Source organism: Stenotrophomonas sp. CS3K5, from assembly GCF_059515225.1.
In genome coordinates, this window is the sequence record NZ_JCAKRX010000012.1 from 116,086 (window position 1) to 135,822 (window position 19,737).

Here is a 19,737-nt window from a genome sequence, read left to right on the forward strand (position 1 = left end):
CAGAAGGGATCTGACCCCCGGTTGCCCGCCCGGCTTGCCGCTGTCACGTCGCAGGCCGCAAGATGCGGACCGGTCCGGGGAGTCCGAGTGCATGAGCGTGGCGGTGCGAGGAAGGTCTGCGCGTGGATGGGGGCTGGCAGCCCTGTTGCTGCTGGCTGTGGTGGCGTGCCGCGAACCGGGCACCGACTCGGCCCGGCCGGCGGCCGAGCCGGTGGCGGCGGTGCAGGCCATGGCCCTGCGCCTGGCTGAAGACGATCTGGTCGGCTACGCGAAGCTGTCGGTACCGCCGGGCCAGTACCAGCGCCTGCAGCAGGCCTGGGCCGACGGCCACAGCCAGTGGCCGCTGACCGAGCTGCCGCTGGGCGATCAGCTGCTGCCGATGCTGGCCGCGCTGCGCAAGCCTGACGCCAGCGCCGAGCTGCAGCGCAGCTTCGACCGCCAGCTGGCCGGCCAGGCCAGCGCGGTGCGCCAGGCCGCGCAGTCGATGGGCAACTTCGGTGTGCAGTACCTGCGTCACCAGAAGGGCTACACGCCTGGCCAACAGGCCCACTACATCGCACTGGTCGAGACCCTGGCGGTCTGGGCACAGGGCGCACCGATCAGCGACCGTGCCCGCGCGCGCAGCACCATCGCCGCCCTGGTCGGCGCCGCCGGCAAGGTCGGTTTCGATGATGAGGCCGGCCTGCAGGCGGCCGGCATGGAAGGCAGCCTGCAGCAGCTGGCACCGTTCATCCACACCCTCAAGGCGGTACTGGGCAGCTACGGGCTGGGCGTGGACGATGCGCTGCGCAGCGTACGCGGCGAACTGCTGTCGGTGGAGGGCGACAACGCGCTGGTGCGCCTGCGCTACGACCTGGCCGGGCGCGAGATGACCCTGCAGCTGCCGCTGAGCCGACGCGAAGGCCACTGGTACCTGACCCGCACCCTGGCCGACACCGATGCCTTGCTGCGCAAGGCCGATGCGGCCCGTGCCGCCGCGGCGCCCGCGCCGGCCGACGCCCCCGCCGAGGGTGGGGAAGCGGCAACGCCACCGCCTAAGCCATAATGGCGCCGATGTCGAAACAGAACCCGCTGCCGTTCCCCGGCGAAGAATCCCAGACGACGCCCGCCGATACGGCGCCGGCGTCCCCCTCGACCGGTACCGGCCCCAATCCGGTACCGCCGCCGGTGCACGCGCGGTCGGCCGGGCGCCGCCCGCTGTGGGCAAGGCTGCTTGGCCGCCTGGTCGAACCGTGGCTGTCGCTGAAGATCGAGCCGGAAGACCCGGGCCAGTACAACGATGGCCGCCCGGTCATGTACGTGCTGGAAGACTACGGCCTGTCCAACGCGCTGATCCTGGACAAGGCCTGCCGCCAGGCCGGCCTGCCGTCGCCGCTGGTACCGCTGGCCGGTGACCCCACCGGCCGCAAGCGCGCCTACCTGGCGCTGTCGCGGCGCAGCTCCAGCAACTCGCTCATTCCCGAGCAGCGCGGTGCCAAGACCCACTCCGATTCGCTGGCCAAGGTCCTGCAGGCGCACCGCGTGCGCGATGACCTGGACGTGCATCTGGTGCCGGTATCGATCTTCGTCGGCCGCGCGCCAGACAAGCAGAGCGGCTGGTTCGCGGTGCTGTTCTCGGAAAACTGGGCACTGGTGGGCCGCTTCCGCCGTCTGCTGGGGCTGCTGCTGAACGGGCGCAGCACCATCGTCCGTTTCGCCCCGCCGATCTCGCTGCGCAGCACCGTGGACGAAGGCCTGGAGCCGGAGCGTACGGTGCGCAAGCTGCAGCGTGTGCTGCGCACCCACTTCCGCCGCATCCGTGAATCGGTGATCGGCCCGGATCTGTCGACCCGGCGCCTGCTGGTGGACCAGGTGCTGGCCGCCGAGCCGGTGCGCGAGGCGATCGCCGCACAGGCCAAGCGTGACAACTCCAAGCCGGCCGATGCCTGGAAGAAGGCGCACGCCTACGCTTGGGAAATCGCCGCGGACTACTCCAGCCCGGTGGTGCGTTCGGCCAGCTTCATGCTCAGCCATGTGTGGAACCGCATCTACGCCGGCGTGCTGGTGCACCACCTGGACAAGTTCAAGGCCGCCGCGCCGGGTCACGAAGTGGTCTACGTGCCCAGCCACCGCAGCCACATGGACTACCTGCTGCTGTCCTACCTGCTGTACGACCGTGGCATCGTGCCGCCGCACATCGTGGCCGGCATCAACTTGAACCTGCCGGTGGTCGGCACCCTGCTGCGCAAGGGCGGTGCATTCTTCATCCGCCGCTCGATCCGCGGCAACGCGCTGTACTCGGCCGTGCTCAGCGAATACGTCGCGCAGCTGGTGGCCGGTGGCTATTCGCTGGAGTATTTCGTCGAAGGTGGCCGCTCGCGTACCGGCCGACTGCTGCAGCCCAAGGGCGGCATGATCTCGATGACGCTGCGCGCGTTCCTGCGCCAGCCGCGCAAGCCGGTGCTGTTCCAGCCCATCTACATCGGCTACGAGAAGCTGATGGAAGGCGGCAGCTACCTGGACGAACTGTCTGGCCGGCCGAAGGAAAAGGAATCGATCTGGTCGCTGCTGTGGGGCATCCCCAAGGTGCTCAAGCAGAACTATGGCCAGGTGGTGGTGAACTTCGGCGAGCCGATCGCGCTGAACGATGTGCTGGCCGAGAAAGCGCCGGAGTGGAAGGGCGAGGCCGTATCGGAAGACGAGAAGCCGGCATGGCTGTCGACCACCGTCGATACGCTGGCCGAGCGCATCCAGGTGCGCGTCAACGCAGCCGCCGACGTCAACCCGATCAACCTGCTGGCCCTGGCGCTGCTGTCCACGCCGAAGCATGCGATGGGCGAGGCCGACCTGATCGCGCAGATCGAGCTGTGCAAGACGCTGCTGGTCGAGATGCCGTACTCGGACCGGGTGACGGTCACCCCGCATTCGCCGGAGCGGATCATCGCCCACGCCGAGGAGATCAACGTCCTCACCCGCATCAAGCACCCGCTGGGCGACGTGCTGAGTGTAAGCGGCGATACCGCGGTGCTGCTGAGCTACTTCCGCAACAACGTCATCCACCTGTTCACCGCCTCGTCGTGGGTGGCCTGCTGCTTCCAGAACAACCGCCGCATGAGCCGCACCGGCCTGGTCCAGCTGGGCCGCACGGTCTACCCGTTCCTGCAGGCCGAGCTGTTCCTGCCGTGGAGCGAGGATGAGTTCGCCCAGCGCATCGACCAGACCATCAACGTGTTCGTGCGCGAGGGCCTGCTGCAGAACGTCAACGATGACGACGGCGGCATCCTGGCGCGCAACACCGGCCAGACCGACGAGGTGTTCCGCCTGCGTGCGATCGGCCATTCACTGCAGCAGGCGTTCGAGCGCTACTACATCGCGATCTCGGTGCTGGTGAAGAACGGCCCGGGCGTGCTCGGTGCGGCCGAGCTGGAAAGCCTGTGCCAGCAGGCGGCGCAGCGCCTGAGCCTGCTCTATGCGCCGGCCGCGCCGGAGTTCTTCGACCGTACCCTGTTCCGCGGCTTCATCCAGAAGCTGCGCGAGCTGCGCCTGGTCTGGCCGGACGAGAACAGCAAGCTGCTGTTCGACGAGCGGCTGGATGCCTGGGCCAAGGACGCCAAGTTCATCCTCGGCCGCGAGCTGCGCCACACCATCGAACGGGTCAGCCCGGAAGCGGCCCGCCCGGACGAGGCGGCACCGCAGGATTGAAGGTAGCGCCGGGCCATGCCCGGCGAAGCCGTAGATCCACGCCATGCGTGGATCGGCCATCGCTCAGGCCGGTTCGTCGGGAATCTGCAGGCTTTCCAGCTTGGCGATGCAGTCCTTCAACTGCAGCTTGCGCCGCTTCAGGCGCTTGGATTCCAGTTCGTCCTCGCCGTTGGCCGCCATGCGGGTGATCTGTTCATCCAGCAAGCGATGCTCGGCGCGCAGGGCGGCGAGGCGTTGGACGATCTCGGCGGGGCTGTAGGTATCCACAGCCTCCGAGCATACACAGCGATGATGACTGCCGGGAGAGGGGAATCCCGACCCCCGGCCGGGGCGGCTCCGAGCCGTTAGAATGGAACCCATGAGTGCCGTGATTTCCCTTCCCGATCCCCTGCCGCGTTCCCTGCCGCGCGCCGCCCGCGATCCGCGGCTGGCCGAGCGCGAGCAGCACAAGCTGGCCAAGCGCCTGCGCCGCCAGGTCGGCGAGGCGATTGCCGATTTCGGCATGATCGAGGCCGGCGACAAGGTGATGGTCTGCCTGTCCGGCGGCAAGGACAGCTACACCCTGCTGGACGTGCTGCTGCAGCTGCAGAAGAAGGCGCCGGTGCCGTTCGAGCTGGTGGCGGTGAACCTGGACCAGAAGCAGCCGGACTTCCCCGAGCAGGTGCTGCCGCAGTACCTGGCCGGTCTGGGCGTGCCGTACCACATCATCGAGCAGGACACCTATTCGGTGGTCAGCCGGGTCATCCCTGAGGGCAGGACGATGTGTTCGCTGTGCTCGCGCCTGCGTCGCGGCGCGCTGTACAACTACGCCGAAACCCACGGTTTCACCAAGATCGCGCTGGGCCATCACCGCGACGACATGGTGGCCACGTTCTTCATGAACCTGTTCCACCACGCCAAGCTGTCGGGCATGCCGCCAAAGCTGCGCAGTGATGACGGCAAGCACGTGGTGATCCGACCGCTGGCCTACGTGCGCGAGAGCGACATCGTCGAATACGCGCAGGCACGCCAGTTCCCGATCATTCCCTGCAACCTGTGCGGCAGCCAGGAGAACCTGCAGCGCCGCCAGGTCGGCCTGATGCTCAAGCAGTGGGAAAAGGACCACCCCGGCCGCATCGAGCAGATCGCGCGCGCCATGGGCCAGGTCCGTCCCTCGCAGCTGGCCGACACCACCCTGTTCGATTTCATGGCGCTGGGCCGTCGCGACGACGCGCCGCTGCCCGACGCCCATGCCTGGCTGGCCGGTACCCCGGCCGATGCCGACGCAGATCCCGAGACGCCCACCGCTTAAGGTCGGTCGCCCTTCCTCTTTGCCATCCGGAATTCCATGTTCTTTCGCAACCTGACGTTCTTCCGTTTCCCGACCGCCACTGATTTTTCCGAAGTCGACACCCTGCTGCCGCACGCGCTGCTCAAGCCGGTCGGCGCGCTGGAAATGAACTCGCGCGGCTTCATCTCGCCGTTCGGCCGCGAGGAGAAGGAACTGCTGTCCCATCGCATTGCCGAGCACCTGTGGCTGACCGTGGGCGGCGAGGACAAGATCCTGCCGGCGGCGGTGGTCAACGATCTGCTCGAGCGCAAGCTGGAGGAGATCGAGGAGAAGGAAGGCCGCCGTCCCGGTGGCCGCGAACGCAAGCGCATGAAGGACGACCTGCTGCATGAACTGCTGCCGCGCGCTTTCGTGAAATCCTCGCGCAACGACGCCTTCATAGACCTGCAGCACGGCTACGTGGCGGTGGATACCTCCAGCCGCAAGACCGGTGAGTACTTCATGTCCGACATCCGCGGCCTGCTCGGCAGCTTCCCGGCCATGCCGCTGAATGCCGAAGTCGCGCCGCGCTCGATCCTGACCGGCTGGATCGCCGGCGAGCCGCTGCCGACCGGGCTGAGCCTGGGCGAAGAGTGCGAGATGAAGGACCCGGTGGAGGGCGGTGCGGTAGTCAAGTGCCAGCACCAGGAGCTGCGCTGCGACGAGATCGACAAGCACCTGGACGCCGGCAAGCAGGTGACCAAGCTGGCACTGATCTTCGAGGACAACCTGTCGTTCGTGATCGGCGACGACCTGATCGTGCGCAAGCTGAAGTTCCTCGACGGCGCCCTGGACCAGCTGGAGCACGCCGACGAAGATGGCCGCCGCGCCGAGTTCGACGCCCGCTTCGCCCTGCAGAGCGCCGAGATCCGCCGCCTGTTCCTGTTGCTGGAAGAGGCCTTCAAGCTCAGCAAGGCTGACTGAACAGGCAACCCGGCGGCCGCCGGTCATCCGGCGGCCCGAAGCGGCGCTATGCTGGGCGCATGAGCCGTCTGCTGCGCCGCCTGATCAGCCCGACCCCGCCCGCCACCGTGCAGCGCGACACCGTCCGCCTGCGGCTGGAGGATGCCGAGATCGAGGTGCTACGCGTGCGTGACCCGCGTGCGCGGCGGATCAAGCTGAGCGTGGACGAGCGCGGCGCGCGGTTGACCTTGCCACCGCGGGCCAGCCTGGTGATGGGCGAACGCTTCCTGGAACAGCACCGCGACTGGCTGGCCGTGCAACTGCGCCAGTACCAGGGCCAGGACCTGCCTGCGGCGCTGCAGCCGGGCGTGGAGGGCGTGCTGCCCCTGCGTGGCGAGCTGCTGCCGCTGCGCTGGCAGGAGGGCCGCTTCGCACGGCTGGAGATCGACGAACACGGCGCCTGCGTGCAATGGCCGGCGCGTGGCGGCGATGCCACCCTGCGCCGCCTGCTGCGCGAGTTCTACGAAGCACAGACCCGCGCCGATGTCGGCCGCTGGCTGCCGAAGTACCTGCCGGGCCTGCCGCGCGCGCCCAGCCGGCTGCGGCTGAAGGTGATGTCTTCGCAATGGGGGTCGCTGGCGCCCGATGGCAGCATGGCGTTGGATCTGGCCCTGGTGCTGGGCAGCCCGCAGGCCTTCGAGTATGTGCTGGTGCACGAGCTCTGCCACCTGATCCAGCCCAACCACTCGCCCGCGTTCTGGCACGAAGTGGAACAGCGCTTCCCCGCCTGGCGCGAACAGCGCGACTACTTCCAACGCGAAGGCCGGCGCCTCAAGGCCATGCTGCGCCAGCTGCTGTAGCGTCGAGCGTGCTCGACGGCGGTGGGTTCCGGGTCCGTGTCTCGTCGAGCAAGTTCGACGCTACAAGGCTATGTTGCGCCAGCTTTACGGGTTCGCGCGCTTCGCGGCTGCGGTCGCCCAACGGGCGGCCACCTGGGGTGCGGTGATGCACACCGCCTGGTCGGTCACCGTGGTCACCGCGCGCTCCAGCAGCTGGATATCGGCTTCGTGCTGGCGCGCCACATGCGGATCCTCGAAGAAGATCGCGCGCTGGCAGCGACCTTCCAGCACCCGGTCGGCGATCTGCGCATCGCCGCCCATCGGGCCACTCTGGTAGCGCGTCACCCAGGGCGTATCGCGGGGCCAGCCGCGGCTCCAGGCCAGCTCGTTCAAGCGCTGGCCGGTGGTGCCGGTGGCCACGCGCTCGCCGAACCGCGCCAGCACATCGAAGTGTTCGTCGGCAAAGGCCAGCATCGCCGGCTTCATCGCATCATGGGCGATCAGCGCCAGCATCTGTGCCTGGAACGCATGCAGGTCGTCGGCGCCGGCATCGGCCGGCAGACCGGCATGGATGCGTTCCACCTCCACCCAGTCGCGCGCGGTGGCCACGGTCGAAATGAACGGCTTGCCGTGGATCACGCACTGCCGCTTGAGGGCGGTCGCTTCCGGGAACACCGACGAGGGATCGACCGGGTCGATCAGGTAGATCGCGCCATCCAGGGTGCGTTCCGGGCCCATGCCCACCACTTCGGCCACCAGCTTCATCAGGCCGCCGTCGCGACCGTAGGGATAGCGCTTCAGACCGGCATAGCCGTCCAGGAAACCCTGCCGCTGGATCGCGTCATGGGTCCGCCCGACCGCATGCAGGCTGACCCCCAGTTCGCGCAGGCCGGCCTCGCTGGCATGCAGCCAGCGGAACAGCGCCGCGCGCGCATCGTGGTGATGGAGACGGTTGGCGGCCAGGCCGATACGCATCGAATGCTCCGCAGATACGGGTAGAAGCGGCAGTTTATGTCGCTATCCGCCGATGCGGATGCATTTGCAACGTTTCCCATTGCGGTTGGACGTCACCCCGCTAGCGTGAAGGACAGCGGTAGCGCTGCGCGGCCGTGGTTCCTGCCCGCGAAACGAGGTCATCCACCGTGAATGCCGTCGGCTCCCGCGCCGCCGCTGTCGCCGCCGTCATGGCATTGCTGATGCTGCCGGACCAGGCGCGGGCGTCCAGCTGTGAGCATCCCCTGCAGGTGGCCTGGCCGTCGGACCGGCCCCCGCTGTCCTCGCGCGAGCAGGGGCAGCCGACGGGGCTGCTTGCGCATCAGCTGCAGGCGCTGGGCACGCAGGTCGCGCTGCGTTCGGTGCCCTTGCCGGCGGCGGCGCTGGCCGACCGGCAGCTGCCGGCAGGGGTGCAGGCGGTGCTGGGCTGGCCGCGCGCGCAGCTGCCGCCCGGCTGGGTGGCCAGCCAGGCCTACCTGCAGGTGCCGCAGGTAATCGTGCGTCGCCAGGGCGCGCCGGTGGTGCTGGGCCTGGAAGACCTGCGCGACCGCACGGTGGCCAGCCCGGACCGGGTGCCGCTGGCAGCACGGCTGACCGAACAGGCCCCCGGCGCGCAGCTGCTGGCGCCGGCGCCGCTGGGCGACGCCCTGTCCCTGCTGCGCACCGGATTGATCGATGCGGTCATCGCCAATCTGGGTGAAGTCGAAGCCGCGTTGCGGGCGATGCCGGGCGATCCGCTGGTGATTGCGGCACCGGCGGGTTTCGATGACGCGCTGGTGCTGGCGGCAGTGCCGGCCTGCGCCGGGGTCGTGGCCGCGTTCGACCAGCAGCTGGAACAGCGGGGCAACGCCCAGCGCGCAGTCATCGGCCAGGCATGGTTGCCGCACCCACCGCGCGCGCGCGGCACCACCTCGACGCTGCGCTGGCTGGTGCCGACCTCGCTGGTGCTGCTTGCGCTGATGCTGCTGCACGCCTTCGGCTACTGGCGCGTGCACCGTGAAAGCGTCCGCCGCCGCGCAATGGAGCAGCGGCTGCGGGAGGTCACTGCGAATCTGCCTGCGGTGGTCTACCAGGCGCGCCGCACGGCCTGCGGCCACTACAGCGTTACGCAGATCGCAGGCGACGTGCAGGCCCTGTTCGGGGTCAGCGGCGAAGCTGCGCGGATCGACCACAGGCAGCTGCTTGCCGCCGTCCATGCCGACGATCGCAGCCGGGTAATGGATTGCATCGAGAACGCGGCGCTGATGCGCGGCCCGATCGATGTGACGTTCCGCACCCGCGGCGCACAGGACTGGCGTTGGGTGCGCTCGCAGGGAAGGCCGCTGCGCTGTGACGACGCCAGCGTGGAATGGAGTGGCTACTGGATGGACGTCAGCGAGGCGCAGTCGCGTGCCGTGGCACTGGCCGAAGCGCGCCGTGCCGCCGAGCAGGCGGCCCTGGCCAAGAGTCATTTCCTGGCGACCATGAGCCACCAGATCCGCACGCCGATGAGTACGCTGCTGGGCATGCTCGAACGCCTGGCCGACAGCCGGCTGGACCAAGGCCAGCGGCAGGCCTTGGCCACCGTGGGCGATGCGGCGCAGATGCTGCGCCAGATCCTCGACGATGTGCTGCATGGCCAGCGCTTGCAGGCCGCGCCGCTGCAACTGCGTCCCACCCACCTGGCCGCGCTGGTGCAGGGCGTGCAGCAGCTGCTGATGCCCGTCGCCGCCAGTCGTGGCCTGCACCTGCGCACCGAGCTGGACCCGGCGCTGCAGGCCTGGTCACTGGCCGACGGCCTGCGGCTGCGGCAGATCCTGTTCAACCTGGCCGGCAACGCGCTCAAGTTCACCCTGCACGGCGGTGTGACGTTGCGGATCGAGGTGGTCGAACCGCGCGACGGTGGCCAGCGGCTGCGCCTGCAGGTGGTGGACAGTGGCGTGGGCATCAGCGCCGAACGCCAGCACGCCGTCTTCGCTGCCTTCGAACAGGCCGAGACCTCGACCACCCGCCGCTTCGGCGGCAGCGGCCTGGGCTTGTCGATCTGCCGCGAACTGGCCACATCGATGGGTGGGCAGCTGCAGCTGCGCAGTGTGCCGGGCGAAGGCACCACCGTCTGGCTGGATCTGGACCTGGCGGCCAGTACGGCACCGCAGCAGACGGTGGCGGCGCCGGCGGTGGCGGCCCGCGCACTTCCGGCGGCACGGGTGCTGGCCGCCGAGGATCATCCCACCAACCTGGGGCTGCTGACCCAGCGGCTACGTGCGCTGGGCCTGCAGGTGCAGGCCTGCGCCGACGGACACCAGGCCTGGGCGGCCTGGCAGGCGCAGCCGTTCGATCTGGTGATCACCGATTGCCACATGCCGGGCATGGATGGCTTCGCGCTGGCACGCGCCATCCGTGCCGAGACCGGCGGCAATGGCGCCTGCGTACCGATCATCGCGCTGACCGCCAGTGTGCTCGAGAGCACGCGCGAGGCCTGCCGCGCCGCCGGCATTGATCACTTCCTGGCCAAGCCGGCTGAAACCCGGGAGCTGCACGCGCTATTGGCCACGCTGCTGCAGCCGGCCTCAGTGCGCCAGTAGCCGCACGATGCTGGCGGCGGCATCGCGGCCTTCGGCGACCGCCGTCACTACCAGATCGGCGCCGCGCACGGCGTCGCCGCCGGCGAACAGGCGCGGATGGGCGGTCTGGAACGGCAGCCGGTCCTTGCCGCCGGCCACGATGCGGCCATTGCCCTGGCTTTCCACGCCGTATTCGGCCAGCCATGACGGCAGGGTGGGCGAGAAGCCGAAGGCGATGATCACCACGTCCGCTTCCAGCAGCGATTCGCTGCCCTCGATCGGCACCGCGTTCTGGCGGCCGTTGGCATCGGGTTCGCCCAAGCGCGTTTCGACCACGGTCACGCCGATCACTTCGTCATCGGCACCGGCTTCAATCGACAGCGGCTGGCGGTTGAACAGGAAGCGCACGCCTTCTTCGCGCGCATTGGCCACCTCGCGCGCGCTGCCCGGCATGTTGGCCTCGTCGCGGCGGTAGGCGCAGGTCACCTTGGCCGCGCCCAGCCGTACCGCACTGCGCACGCAGTCCATGCCGGTGTCGCCGCCGCCCAGCACCACCACGCGCTTGCCGTTCAGATCGGGCAGGGCGATGGTGTCTTCCCAGCCGGCAATCGGCCGGCCCTTGGGATCATCGCCGCTGACAATGCGGCTGTTCTGCACCAGGAACGGCAGCGCCGGCAGCACGCCCTTCAGGTCCTGCCCGTCCAGGCCGCCGTCTGTGTAGCGGTACGCACCGGTGCCGACAAACACCGCATCGTGGCTGTCCAGCAGCTGTTGCATGCTGATGTCGCGACCGATTTCCACGCCGAGGCGGAACTGCACGCCCATGCCTTCGAGCACCTCGCGGCGGCGGTGGATCACGTCCTTGTCCAGCTTGAAGCTGGGAATGCCGAACTGCAGCAGGCCGCCGATCTGCTCGTAGCGGTCATAGACCACCGCGGCAATGCCGGCACGCGCCAGGCGGTCGGCGCAGGCCAGCCCGGCCGGGCCGGCGCCGATCACCGCCACGCGGTGGCCGGTCGGCTGCACCGCCTGCAGGTCCGGGCGCCAGCCGGTGGCCAGCGCGGTATCGACGATGTACTTCTCCACCGCGCCGATGGTGACCGCACCGAACTCCTCCAGCGTGCAGCTGCCTTCGCACAAGCGGTCCTGCGGGCACACGCGGCCACACACTTCCGGCAACGGGTTGGTGCTGTGGCACAGCGTGGCCGCCTCGTGGATGCGGTTTTCCTGCACCAGCTGCAGCCACTGCGGAATGGCATTGTGCACTGGGCACTTCCAGCTGCAGTACGGATTGCCGCAGTCCAGGCATCGGCCGGCCTGGTACTGCGCGTCTTCCTTGCCGAACTTTCCGTACAGCTCACCCCAGTCGCCGGAGGTGCGCAGTTCCACCGGAATGCGCTGCGGCATGGTGCGGGGCAGGTCGAGAAACTGGAAGGCGTGCTTGCGGCTCATGGCGGGCTCTGTGGTGTTTTTTCCGGATACCGGCCAGCGGCCGGCACTACAGCGGTGGGGAGGCCAGGGCGCCGGTTGCGGGCGCCCCGCCGTGTCACGCGGCGCGGCGCAGGGTTTCGGTCAGCGACTCGATGCTGGCGGCCTTGGGTTTGACCAGCCAGAACTTGCCGATGTAATCGCGGAACTCGTCTAGGATCTGCTGCGCCCAGATGCTGCCGGTCAGCTCGCGGTGGCGGCCGATCAGGCGGTGCAGGTGCTGGCGATAGTTCTCGAAGCCCTCGGCGGACACGCGATGGATGTCGATCAGCTCGTGGTTGTAGCGGTCGACGAAATCGCGGTCCACGTCCAGCACGTAGGCCAGGCCGCCGGTGAAACCGGCGCCGAAGTTCAGGCCGACCTTGCCCAGCACCAGCACCACGCCGTCGGTCATGTACTCGCAGCAGTGGTCACCGGCCCCTTCCACCACCGCCAGCGCGCCGGAATTGCGCACGGCGAAGCGTTCGCCGGCGCGGCCTGCGGCAAACAGCTCGCCGCCGGTGGCGCCATACAGGCAGGTGTTGCCGATGATGGCGGTGCTGCGTGCCTCGAAGCGGGCGCCACGCGGTGGGCGTACCACCAGGCGGCCGCCGGCCATGCCCTTGCCCACGTAGTCGTTGGCTTCGCCTTCCACTTCCAGGTGCAGGCCACCGACGTTGAAGGCACCGAAGCTCTGCCCGGCACTGCCGCGGAAGCGCAGTTCCAGCGGTGCTTCGGCCATGCCCTGGTTGCCGTGCGCGCGTGCCACCGCACCGGCCAGGCGGGTGCCGATGCTGCGGTCGGTATTGTGGATCAGGAAGCGATGCTCGCCGCCGCGCTTGTGCTCGATGGCCGGGGCCAGCAGGCCATCCATCTGCGTGGCCAGGCTGTCCGGTGATTCGTACAGGCGCTGCGCGGCGCAGTGGCTGCCCTCGTAGCGGCTGTCGGCCAGCAGGCGCGACAGGTCCACACGCACGCCGTCGCGCGGCGCGGCCTCGATCTGCCGCAGCAGGTCGGTGCGGCCGACGATCTCTTCCAGCGAACGCGCGCCCAGGTAGGACAGCCAGCCACGCACTTCCTCGGCCAGCAGGCGGAAGAAGTTCTCCACGCGCTCGGGCTGCCCGGTGAAGTGGTTCTCGCGCAGGCGCTCGTCCTGGGTGGCCACGCCGGTGGCGCAATTGTTCAGGTGGCAGATGCGCAGGTACTTGCAGCCCAGCACGATCATCGGCGCGGTGCCGAAGCCGAAGCTGTCCGCACCCAGCAGCGCGGCCTTGACCACGTCCAGGCCGGTCTTCAGGCCGCCATCGGTCTGCAGCAGGGTGCGCCCGCGCAGGTCGTTGGCAAGCAGTGCCTGGTGCGCTTCGGCTACGCCCAGCTCCCACGGCACGCCGGCATAGCGGATGGAGCTGACCGGCGATGCCCCGGTGCCGCCGTCATGGCCGGAGATGGTGATCAGGTCGGCGCCGGCCTTGACCACGCCAGCGGCGATCGTACCCACGCCGGCATGGCTGACCAGCTTCACCGACACCAGCGCGGTCGGGTTGACCTGCTTGAGGTCGTAGATCAGCTGCGCCAGGTCTTCGATGGAATAGATGTCGTGGTGCGGCGGCGGCGAGATCAGGCCGATGCCCGGCCGGGCGTAGCGCAGGCGTGCGATCAGTTCATTGACCTTGTGGCCCGGCAGCTGGCCGCCCTCGCCGGGCTTGGCACCCTGCGCGACCTTGATCTGCAGCACTTCGGCGTTGACCAGGTATTCGGCGGTGACGCCGAAGCGGCCGGAGGCGACCTGCTTGATCTTGCTGCGGCGCTGCGTGCCGTAGCGCGCCGGGTCTTCGCCACCTTCGCCGGAGTTGCTGCGGCCGCCGAGGCGGTTCATGGCAATGGCCAGTGCTTCGTGCGCCTCGGGCGAGAGGGCGCCCAAGCTGATGGCAGCGGTATCGAAGCGCGGGAACAGCGCGCTGGCCGGGGCCACTTCGTCCAGCGGCACCGGCGTGGCCGCCGGCACCAGTTCCAGCAGGTCGCGCAGTGCCGACGGCGGCCGCGCGTGCACGGCATCGCAGTACTGCTGCCAGGCACGCGGGTCGCCGCTGCGCGCTGCGCGCTGCAGGGTGGTCACCACGTCCGGGTTGTACATGTGGTACTCGCCGCCGTGCACGTACTTCAGCAGGCCACCGACATCCACGTCCTGCTGTGCGTCCCAGGCCTGCGCACACAGCTCGCGCGCGTCGGCATCCAGGCGCGCGAAGCCGGCACCGCCGATGCGCGAAGCGGTATCCGGGAAGCACAGCTCGACCACCTCCGGCTCCAGGCCGATGATCTCGAACAGCTGCGCACCGCGGTAGCTGGCCACGGTGCAGATGCCCATCTTCGAGATGATCTTCGACAGACCCTTGTAGACGCCCTTGCGGTAGCGGCGGCCGATCTGCGACTGCTCACCGCCCTTGCTGAGCTTGAGGATGCCGCGCCGGCCCAGGTCGAACAGGGTCTGGTAGGCCAGGTACGGATACACCGCCGTGGCGCCGAAGCCGAGCAGGCAGGCCATGTGGTGCGGGTCGCGCGCGGTGCCGGTCTCGACGATCAGGTTGACGTCGCAGCGCAGGCCCAGCCGCGAGAGGTGGTGATGGATGGCGCTGGTGGCCAGCAGCGCATGCACCATCGGCCGCCCGGCCACCGGGTAGCGGTCGGACAGCAGCAGCATCACCATGCCCTCGCGCGCGGCCTGTTCGGCTTCGGCGCAGATGCGCTCGATGCCGGCACGCAGGCCTTCGTCTTCGCTGTAGGACAGATCGAGCAGGCGGTTGGCCTGCACGTACTGGTCCATCTTCAGCAGCTGGCGCAGCTTGCGCTGGCTCAGTACCGGCGAATTGAGGATGACGTGGTTCACCGTCTCCGGGCCGGCATGGAATATGTTGGTCTCCTTGCCGAGCTGGGTGGACAGGGACATCGCACAGTCTTCGCGCAGCGGATCGATCGGCGGGTTGGTGACCTGCGCGAACGCCTGGCGGAAATAGTCGTAGAGCGGGCGGCTGCGCTGGCTGAGGACGGCCATCGGCGTGTCATCGCCCATCGAGCCGGTGGCCTCCTGCTCGGTCTCGGCCAGCGGCCGCAGCACCTGCTCCACCTCTTCGCTGCTGAGCTGGTACAGCTTGTGGTAGCTGCGCAGCGTGCCTTCGTCGAACGGCTCTTCCACCAGCGAGGGATCGATCAGTTCGGTCTGCAGGTAGGTCACGCCCTGCTGCAGCCACTGCTTGTACGGCGCGCGGCCACGATTGATGCGGTCCACGGCGTCGGAGTCGAGCAGATCGCCGCGCTTGAGATCGATGGCCACCATCTCGCCGGGGCCGAGCTTGCCCTTGCGCACCACGCGCTCGGTCGGCACTTCCCACACGCCCGCTTCGGAGGCGACCAGGAAGTGGCGGTCAGCGGTCAGCATCCAGCGCGCCGGGCGCAGGCCGTTGCGGTCCAGGGTGCACACGGCGTAGCGGCTGTCGCAGGCGACGATGCCGGCCGGGCCGTCCCACGGCTCGCTGTTGAGGCCATGGAATTCGTAGAACGCGGCCAGGTCCGGATCCTTGAACTCCAGCGACTGGGTGGCCGGCGGCACCAGGATGCGCAGCGCCTGGATCAGTTCCATGCCACCGGCGACCATCAGCTCCAGCATGTTGTCCAGGCTCTGCGAGTCCGAACCGTGCATGGAGATCACCGGGTCGAATTCGGCGATGTCAAAGCGCGGGGTCTTCCACACCTTGCTGCGCGCCTGCGCCCAGCGCCGGTTGCCCTCGATGGTGTTGATCTCGCCATTGTGGGCCAGCATGCGGAACGGGTGCGCCAGCGGCCAGCGCGGCAGCGTGTTGGTGGAAAAACGCTGGTGGAACACGATCGCGCTGGAGGCCAGTTCGCGGCGCTGCAGGTCCGGGAAGAAGCGGCTGAGCTTGTCCGGCAGCACCATGCCCTTGTAGCTGATCGCATCCGGGGTGAGGGTGGTGACGTAGAAATCGGCGTGCTCGCGCAGCTGCTGTTCGCTGCGGCGGCGGGCCAGGAACAGGGCCAGCGCGAAGCCGGCGTCGTCCTGGCCGATACCGGCATCGACGAACACCTGTTCGATGCGTGGCAGCGTGTCGCGTGCCAGCTGGCCGCAGACGCTGTCGTCGGTGGGCACCTCGCGCCAGCCGGCGACCTTGCAGCCCACCGCTTCCACCTGTGCCTGCAGCTGCACGCGGCAGGCCTGCGCGGCCTCGTCCGCGTGCGGCAGGAACACCAGGCCGGCGGCAAAACGCGCGCCGACGGTGATGCCGGCCTCGCTGGCCAGCAGTTTCAGGAACGCATCGGGGCGACGCAGCAGCAGGCCGCAGCCATCGCCGGTCAGGCCATCGGCGGCCACGCCACCACGGTGGGTCATGCGCGAAAGCGCGGCAATGGCGGTATCAACCAACAGGCGTGAGGGTTGATCGTCGAGCTGGGCGACCATGCCGAATCCACAGGCATCGCGCTCGGAGCGCGGGTCGTAAAGCCCTTGGCGGTTGCGGGGGGCCATCTCTACCTCGATGCGGGAAGAATTGAACGGGGACACTCAAGCCCGCCCAATCCCTGGAGCGCATCGTGAGGCCACCGGATGCCTCGACTAGATCACAGGTTGCTGCAACGCCGCAATACACGGTTGCAGGTGCAACGGAAAGCGCCGGCAACCCTGTGCCGGCGCGGGGTCGAACTCAGCCGCAGCGCACGCCGCTGACCTGGTCCTTGGCGTCCACTTCGATGTTCAGGCGGTCGCCCAGGAACTCCATCGTGGCCACATCGCTGGGCTTGAGCACGCGCACCTGGCTGGCGCCGGCATCTTCCTGGGCCTGCTTGCCCAGCGCATCGGTGTAGGCCTGGCCGACCAGGCTCTGCACCTGGCTGGCGTCGCAGCTGCCGACCGGCGGTGCCTCGGTGGCCTTGCCCGCTTCGTCGGCGGGGGCCTTGGCGGCCTCGGCGGCCTGCTGCGCATGGGCCGTGGCCGAATCCTGTTCATCCAGTGCCGGCGCCTGGCAGGCGGTCAGGGCCAGCACGGCCGGCAGCAACAGGGCGGAGAGCGAACGGGCGCGAATCGGAAACGACATCATGACTCCGGAAGGGCTTGTGAAAGCCCGAGCATAGCGGCGAACCGACCCTCACGTGTTTGTCTTGCGTTATCGACAGGATCACTGCGCCGCAGCCGCGACACTGGCCGGCATGGCAACGCCCCCCACCCCCGAACAACAGGCCGCGCGCGCCGCCGGCCTGCGCTATGTCGATGACACCCAGCCCGGCTTCAGCCGCCGCCGCGCCGGCAAGGGTTTCGCCTACCGCGACGCCGACGGGCATGCCGTGCGCGATGCCGCCACCCTGCAGCGGATCCGTGCGCTGGCCATTCCACCGGCCTACACCGCGGTGTGGATCTGCGCACAGGCCAATGGCCATCTGCAGGCTACCGGCCGCGACGCGCGCGGGCGCAAGCAGTATCGCTACCACGCTGACTGGGCCGCGGTACGCGACGCCGGCAAGTTCGACCGGGTGATCGCCTTTGGCGAAGCGTTGCCCGGGCTGCGGCGCCGGCTCGGCCGCGATCTCAAGCGCAGCGGCTTCCCGCGCGAAAAAGTGCTGGCGGTGGTAGTCGCGCTGCTGGCCGACACCCTGGTGCGGGTAGGCAATGAAACCTATGCCAGGGAAAACAAATCCTTTGGCCTGACCACGCTGCGCAACCGGCATCTGGACCTGCTGCGTGGCGGGCGCGTGCGCATGCGCTTCCGCGGCAAATCCGGGCAGCTGCATGAAGTGACGGTCGGTGACCGCCGGCTGGGCACGCTGGTGCGCGGCGTGCAGCAGCTGCCTGGCCAGGCCCTGTTCCAGTACCGCGACGACGACGGTGTCATCCAGCCGGTCGATTCCGGTGCGGTCAACGATTACCTGCGCGAGGTGATGGGCGAGGACTTCACCGCCAAGGATTTCCGCACCTGGGGCGGCACCGTGGCCGCGGTGCAGGCGTTGGCCGCCACCGAGCTGCCGGAGCCGGCCAGCCAGCGCGCGCTGGCCCAGGCGCAGCGCGCGGTGGTGTGCGAGGTGGCAGCGCTGCTGGGCAATACCCCGGCGGTGTGCCGCAAGGCCTACATCGACCCCTGTGTGTTCGTCGGCTGGGAACGCGGCGAACTGGCGAAGCTGGCGGGCCTGCGCGGGCCGCGCCAGTGGGAGCAGGCCACGTTGAAAGTGCTGCGCCGCGCGCGCCGCCTGGCCAAGCGCAGCGCCACGACGTAGCGTCGAGCCTGCTCGACGGCAGTTATCCGCAGTAGATCGCCGTGATGTTGTTGGTACGGCCCTTCTCGATGGTCAGGCGGTCGCCGCCTTCGCTGGCCGGCGGCACGCGCGGGCCGTCGTGGCGCAGTACCTGCACGTGCAGGCTGTCGCTGTCCACGCGCGCGCGTTCAACGGTGGCAGCCGACGCAGCCAGGCCCACCGCACCGCGCACTCTGTCGCTGTGGCACTGGCCGGAAATGACCCCGTCGATGGGTTGAACCTGTGCCATCGGCGTGCTGCTGCAGGCGGCGAGGGCGAAGCAGACGGCGGCGGTGGCGATGGCATGTTTCATTCGGGCGTTCCTCGTGTGATTGCGTGCAGGGTGCGACGACGCGCGTGGTGGCGGAATGAATGCCGTGCACATGCTGGACACGGTGCGCTCACTGCCGCCGATGACCCGGGTAGGGACACTGCAGGTGCGGCGGATGCCGCCCCCGGTAGTGCCGGCCGCTGGCCGGCCGTTCCTTTTCCCCTCCCGAGGAGACCTGCATGGCCACCACCAAGAAGACCCCCGCGCGCCGCAAAGCCACGCCCAAGGTGCGCAAAGGCAGCACCGTGACGAAGGCGGTTGCCGACAACGATCGCCCGCGCGTGGTGAAAACCGCTACCCGCAAGGCGGCCGCCAGCGACCCGCGCGCGGCACGCGTGGCTTCGCGGCAGCGGCGCCTGCAGGATCAGGAGAAGGCCAAGGACGCGCGCGCCGCGAAGAAGGCAACGAAGAAGACCGCCACCCAGGCCGGTGCGCGCAGGCAACCTGAGGTCATGCCCGCCCAGCAGCTGACCAAGCCCGGGCATGAACACGAACTTGAGCTGGCGCCACGCTTCCTCGCGCCGGACTACGCTGGAAGCGGCAAGCTGCAGGGCATGCGCGCGATCATCACCGGGGGCGATTCCGGTATCGGCCGCGCGGTGGCCGTGCTGTTCGCACGCGAGGGTGCGGACGTGGCCGTGCTGCATCTGGATGAAGCCGAAGATGCCGACATCACCCGCCAGCATGTAGAGCGCGAAGGTGGCCGCTGCGTGGTGATTGCCGGCGACGTGCGCGATCCGCGCTTCTGCAACAAGGCAGTGAAGCAGGTGGCCAAGGCGTTCGGCGGCATCGACATCCTGGTCAACAATGCGGCCTTCCAGCTGCATTGCCAGCGCCTGGAGGACCTGGAGGACGCCCACCTGCAGGAAACGCTGCAGACCAACATCGGCGGCTACATCCAGATGGCGCGCGCGGTGCTGCCGCATCTGGGCGAGGGCGCCAGCATCATCAACACCGGCTCGGAGACCGGGCTGTTCGGCAGCAAGGCGCTGATCGACTACTCGGCCACCAAGGGCGCGATCCATGCGTTCACCAAGGCACTGGCCAGCCAGCTGCTGCCGCGTGGCATCCGGGTCAACTGCGTGGCGCCGGGTCCTGTGTGGACCCCGTTGAACCCCGCCGACAAGCAGGCGCAGGACGTGGCCGAGTTCGGCAAGGACAGCGACATGGGCCGGCCCGCGCAGCCGGAAGAGCTGTCACCGGCGTACGTGTTCCTGGCCTCGCCCGCCTGCGCCAGCTACATCAGCGGGGTGATCCTGCCGGTGATGGGCGGCCCGCGGGGCTGAGCCGACGGTAGAGCCGGTCACTGGCCGGCAGCGATCCTCGGCGCGCGCGTTCTGCGCCATTGCCCAGCGCCCTGCGCTGGAGCTGCCGCACACACGG

At 69.0% G+C, this 19,737-nt stretch carries 14 protein-coding genes; 8 read left to right on the plus strand and 6 right to left on the minus strand.

What is annotated here, in order from left to right:
• Positions 1-91: 91 nt before the first annotated feature.
• Both AC5YGJ_RS16880 and plsB read left to right on the plus strand, forming a co-directional pair.
• Positions 92-1,045 (plus strand): hypothetical protein, encoded by a 954-nt coding sequence (locus AC5YGJ_RS16880; protein WP_496187195.1) that lies wholly within the window; start codon positions 92-94, stop codon positions 1,043-1,045.
• Positions 1,045-3,681 carry a glycerol-3-phosphate 1-O-acyltransferase PlsB gene (gene plsB, locus AC5YGJ_RS16885; protein ID WP_249842339.1) on the plus strand — a complete coding sequence of 879 codons (2,637 nt, stop codon included), beginning with the start codon at positions 1,045-1,047 and terminating at the stop codon, positions 3,679-3,681. The genes AC5YGJ_RS16880 and plsB overlap by 1 nt, the downstream gene beginning before the upstream one ends.
• Positions 3,682-3,744: 63 nt before the next feature.
• Here plsB and AC5YGJ_RS16890 read toward each other — a convergent pair whose 3' ends face one another.
• On the minus strand, positions 3,745-3,948 hold the full coding sequence (locus AC5YGJ_RS16890; RefSeq protein WP_249842338.1) for a YdcH family protein: 204 nt from the start codon (positions 3,946-3,948) through the stop codon (positions 3,745-3,747).
• A gap of 91 nt (positions 3,949-4,039) precedes the next feature.
• Here AC5YGJ_RS16890 and ttcA point away from each other — a divergent pair, with 91 nt between their 5' ends.
• From ttcA to AC5YGJ_RS16905, 3 genes are read left to right on the plus strand one after another with little or no spacing between them, the layout of a single operon-like run.
• A complete protein-coding gene (gene ttcA, locus AC5YGJ_RS16895) occupies positions 4,040-4,972 on the plus strand; it encodes a tRNA 2-thiocytidine(32) synthetase TtcA (RefSeq protein ID WP_496187196.1) in 933 nt (310 codons plus the stop codon).
• 36 nt (positions 4,973-5,008) lie between these two features.
• On the plus strand, positions 5,009-5,914 hold the full coding sequence (locus AC5YGJ_RS16900) for a recombination-associated protein RdgC (protein WP_004153441.1): 906 nt from the start codon (positions 5,009-5,011) through the stop codon (positions 5,912-5,914).
• A 59-nt stretch (positions 5,915-5,973) separates the two neighbouring features.
• Positions 5,974-6,753 carry a M48 family metallopeptidase gene (locus tag AC5YGJ_RS16905; protein ID WP_496187197.1) on the plus strand — a complete coding sequence of 260 codons (780 nt, stop codon included), beginning with the start codon at positions 5,974-5,976 and terminating at the stop codon, positions 6,751-6,753.
• Between the two features lie 84 nt (positions 6,754-6,837).
• Here AC5YGJ_RS16905 and AC5YGJ_RS16910 read toward each other — a convergent pair whose 3' ends face one another.
• Positions 6,838-7,707, minus strand: coding sequence for a methylglyoxal synthase (locus tag AC5YGJ_RS16910; protein WP_496187198.1), 870 nt, complete (start codon positions 7,705-7,707; stop codon positions 6,838-6,840).
• 209 nt (positions 7,708-7,916) lie between these two features.
• Between AC5YGJ_RS16910 and AC5YGJ_RS16915 the strand changes: the two genes are divergently transcribed.
• Positions 7,917-10,289 (plus strand): ATP-binding protein, encoded by a 2,373-nt coding sequence (locus tag AC5YGJ_RS16915; RefSeq protein ID WP_496187218.1) that lies wholly within the window; start codon positions 7,917-7,919, stop codon positions 10,287-10,289.
• Here the strand turns inward: AC5YGJ_RS16915 and AC5YGJ_RS16920 are convergent.
• The 3 genes from AC5YGJ_RS16920 to AC5YGJ_RS16930 form a co-directional block, all read right to left on the minus strand.
• A complete protein-coding gene (locus AC5YGJ_RS16920; protein WP_496187199.1) occupies positions 10,275-11,720 on the minus strand; it encodes an FAD-dependent oxidoreductase in 1,446 nt (481 codons plus the stop codon). The two genes, AC5YGJ_RS16915 and AC5YGJ_RS16920, sit on opposite strands and share 15 nt — an antisense overlap.
• A gap of 94 nt (positions 11,721-11,814) precedes the next feature.
• Positions 11,815-16,269 (minus strand): glutamate synthase large subunit, encoded by a 4,455-nt coding sequence (gltB, locus tag AC5YGJ_RS16925; protein ID WP_496187200.1) that lies wholly within the window; start codon positions 16,267-16,269, stop codon positions 11,815-11,817.
• Between the two features lie 175 nt (positions 16,270-16,444).
• The gene (locus AC5YGJ_RS16930; protein ID WP_496187201.1) at positions 16,445-16,834 is read right to left on the minus strand and encodes an I78 family peptidase inhibitor; all 390 of its coding nucleotides are present in this window, start codon (positions 16,832-16,834) and stop codon (positions 16,445-16,447) included.
• Positions 16,835-16,946: 112 nt separating this feature from the next.
• Here AC5YGJ_RS16930 and AC5YGJ_RS16935 point away from each other — a divergent pair, with 112 nt between their 5' ends.
• Positions 16,947-18,005 (plus strand): DNA topoisomerase IB, encoded by a 1,059-nt coding sequence (locus AC5YGJ_RS16935; RefSeq protein WP_496187202.1) that lies wholly within the window; start codon positions 16,947-16,949, stop codon positions 18,003-18,005.
• A gap of 22 nt (positions 18,006-18,027) precedes the next feature.
• Here the strand turns inward: AC5YGJ_RS16935 and AC5YGJ_RS16940 are convergent, their stop codons facing one another.
• Positions 18,028-18,336 (minus strand): putative periplasmic lipoprotein, encoded by a 309-nt coding sequence (locus tag AC5YGJ_RS16940; protein WP_309340340.1) that lies wholly within the window; start codon positions 18,334-18,336, stop codon positions 18,028-18,030.
• 197 nt (positions 18,337-18,533) lie between these two features.
• Here AC5YGJ_RS16940 and AC5YGJ_RS16945 point away from each other — a divergent pair, with 197 nt between their 5' ends.
• A complete protein-coding gene (locus tag AC5YGJ_RS16945) occupies positions 18,534-19,640 on the plus strand; it encodes an SDR family oxidoreductase (RefSeq protein WP_496187203.1) in 1,107 nt (368 codons plus the stop codon).
• Positions 19,641-19,737: the final 97 nt, after the last annotated feature.

Coding starts and splice junctions, on each gene's coding strand:
- AC5YGJ_RS16880 (WP_496187195.1), top strand. CDS start 92: ATGAGCGTGGCGGTGCGAGGAAGGTCTGCGCGTGGATGGGGGCTGGCA.
- plsB (WP_249842339.1), top strand. CDS start 1,045: ATGGCGCCGATGTCGAAACAGAACCCGCTGCCGTTCCCCGGCGAAGAA.
- ttcA (WP_496187196.1), top strand. CDS start 4,040: ATGAGTGCCGTGATTTCCCTTCCCGATCCCCTGCCGCGTTCCCTGCCG.
- AC5YGJ_RS16900 (WP_004153441.1), top strand. CDS start 5,009: ATGTTCTTTCGCAACCTGACGTTCTTCCGTTTCCCGACCGCCACTGAT.
- AC5YGJ_RS16905 (WP_496187197.1), top strand. CDS start 5,974: ATGAGCCGTCTGCTGCGCCGCCTGATCAGCCCGACCCCGCCCGCCACC.
- AC5YGJ_RS16910 (WP_496187198.1), bottom strand. CDS start 7,707: ATGCGTATCGGCCTGGCCGCCAACCGTCTCCATCACCACGATGCGCGC.
- AC5YGJ_RS16915 (WP_496187218.1), top strand. CDS start 7,917: ATGGCATTGCTGATGCTGCCGGACCAGGCGCGGGCGTCCAGCTGTGAG.
- AC5YGJ_RS16920 (WP_496187199.1), bottom strand. CDS start 11,720: ATGAGCCGCAAGCACGCCTTCCAGTTTCTCGACCTGCCCCGCACCATG.
- gltB (WP_496187200.1), bottom strand. CDS start 16,269: ATGGCCCCCCGCAACCGCCAAGGGCTTTACGACCCGCGCTCCGAGCGC.
- AC5YGJ_RS16930 (WP_496187201.1), bottom strand. CDS start 16,834: ATGTCGTTTCCGATTCGCGCCCGTTCGCTCTCCGCCCTGTTGCTGCCG.
- AC5YGJ_RS16935 (WP_496187202.1), top strand. CDS start 16,947: ATGGCAACGCCCCCCACCCCCGAACAACAGGCCGCGCGCGCCGCCGGC.
- AC5YGJ_RS16940 (WP_309340340.1), bottom strand. CDS start 18,336: ATGAAACATGCCATCGCCACCGCCGCCGTCTGCTTCGCCCTCGCCGCC.
- AC5YGJ_RS16945 (WP_496187203.1), top strand. CDS start 18,534: ATGGCCACCACCAAGAAGACCCCCGCGCGCCGCAAAGCCACGCCCAAG.